Below are 2,202 nucleotides of genomic sequence, written 5' to 3'. Positions count from 1 at the left end.
GCGACGCTCAGCTTGCCCGGCCGGTCGTCATAGCGCAGCGATGCCGCCGCCAGGCCGATCGCCGCCGCCTGCCGCGCTTCGTCACGAATGCCGCCCATCTCCTGGTTGAGCTGGTTGAACTTCTGGTCGGTGTAGTCGTTGGCCTGGCCGAGCGTCCTGGTCGCGACCGTGTCGGTGTAGTTGTTCGCGGTTTGGACGGCGAAGGTCTTCGCCTCGGTCACGGTCTGCTTCAACTGGCCGACATTGACGGCATCGTTGTTGGCGACGCCTGCGCCGACATTGGAAATGACCACCGGTGCGTTTATGTCGCCGCCCTGCAGCGTGATGCTGTTCTTCTTGCTGCCGTCCGGGTTGAGATCGTATTGCACGGCATTCTGGGTAATCGAGCCGACACCGGTCTGCAGGCTTGCGATCGCCTGGTTGGTGGCGTGTAGCTGCGAACCGTTGATGGCATCGGTGCTGTCGGCGCCGATCCGCCCCGCGGCGACATTGGTGATGGTGCGCTCGGCGCCTGCGTCGCCGACGCTGACGGTCCCGACGGGCGCCGTGCCGGCGAAGTTGTAATATGTGCCCTTGATCGTGGCGCCGGCGGTGCCGACCGCAGCTTGGGTGGTCGATCCGGAGCCCAGCGCCACATCATTGGCGTTGTTGGCCTGGGCGCCCTGGCCAAGGGCCATCGAGCCGTTGCCGGTCGCGACAGCGCCATTGCCGGCAGCCACGCTGTTGGTGCCGCTGGCGACGCTTTGCGGCCCCATCGCCACGCTGTCCGTGCCGCTGGCGATCGAATCGGCCAGCGTGGAGTTGGCGTGGAAATATTTGATGCCCCCGCCATTGTTGATGTTGGTGATGGCATTGTCGATGGCGGTGATACCGTCATAGACCGTCGTATAGCTGTTGCCCTGCACGTTATAGGTCGGCCCGGTGATAGTGCCGTCGGGATTGACCACCGTGCCGCCGCCGATGAGGTTGGTGACCTGGGTGCCGAGACCGCGCAACTGGCTGACATTGACGCCGTCGGTCTCGGCGGAGCCCGCCGCGACATTGGTCAGCTTGCGCTCCTTGCCGGCCGAACCGATCGAGACCTCGCCGAAAGAGGTCTGCGGTGCCGTGAGCGCGAAACCGGTATAGCCGGCTTGCGCACCGACGGTTGTGATGGACTGCGCGCCGAGGGCGACGCTGTTGGTGTGCGTGCTCTGGGCACCGGCGCCGAGCGCCACCGTCTGCACGCCGCCTGCATTGGCCTGCGTCCCGAGGGCGACGCCGTCGGCCGCCGCGACACGAGCAGCCTGGCCGATGGCCGTGCCGCCGGGAGCCGTCTGGTCGACGACAGCGCCGTTGCCGATGCCGATGCCGTTGTCGCCATTGACGACGGTGGTCGGGCCGACGGCGATGGATTCGGCGCCGACCGCCAGCGAGTCGACCGCGGTCGAATTCGCGTGGAAATACATCGTCGGCGTCACGGACACCGAGGCGATGGCGCCCTGCAGCTGGCGCAGCGTCACGGCGTCGCTGGCGGCGGTGCCGTCGGCGACGTTGACGATCTGCCGATAGGCGGTGTCGGTGCCGACGGAAACGGCGCCGAGCAGGGTCTTGTCCGTGGTGTTGAACTGGATCAGCCCGGTCGGGCCGGCATTGATGGTGCCGGTGGCCGGCGCCAGCGCCCGGTTGGATATCGAGCCGGAGCCGAGCGCGACGGCCCCCTCGATCGTTGCCTGGCTGGCGCGGCCCAGCGCCAGCGAACTGTCGGCAACCGCGGTGGCGTTATAGCCCACAGCCGTCGAGCCGATGCCCTGCGCCGAGGAATCGCTCACTGCCAGGGTGCGGTCGTTGGTGCGCACATAGCGGATGCCGTCGCCATTGGCGTCGGTGTAGGTGGTCGAGGTATCGCCGGCTATGTTGTTGATGGTGTTGCCGAGATTGGTGACGGTGTTGCCAAGGTTCGTGACGTTGCCGCTGATATTGGCAATGTCGGTGGTGTTGAGGTCCACCTGTTGGTTGGTGGCGAAGAGCTGCGAGCCGTTGACCGCATCGGTCGAGGCGTTGCTGAGCCGACCTGCCGCGACATTGGTGATGGTCCGCTCCGTACCCAGCGCGCCCACGCTCACGGTCGAGGTCGGCGTCGTGCCGGCGAAGGTATAGGCGTTGCCGCCGATGGTCGCACCGGCGGTGCCGACGGCAGCCGCCGTCACCGAGCCCGAACCC

At 67.0% G+C, this 2,202-nt stretch carries 1 pseudogene; it reads right to left on the bottom strand.

Features of this window, described 5'->3' with window-relative positions:
• Positions 1-2,202 (bottom strand): annotated as a pseudogene (locus tag L4923_RS30700) (calcium-binding protein); the annotation flags it as partial.

The organism is Terribium retamae, assembly GCF_022347545.1.
Classification (GTDB): Bacteria; Pseudomonadota; Alphaproteobacteria; order Rhizobiales; family Rhizobiaceae; genus Mesorhizobium; species Mesorhizobium retamae.
This window is presented reverse-complemented; position numbering and strand designations above follow the sequence as displayed.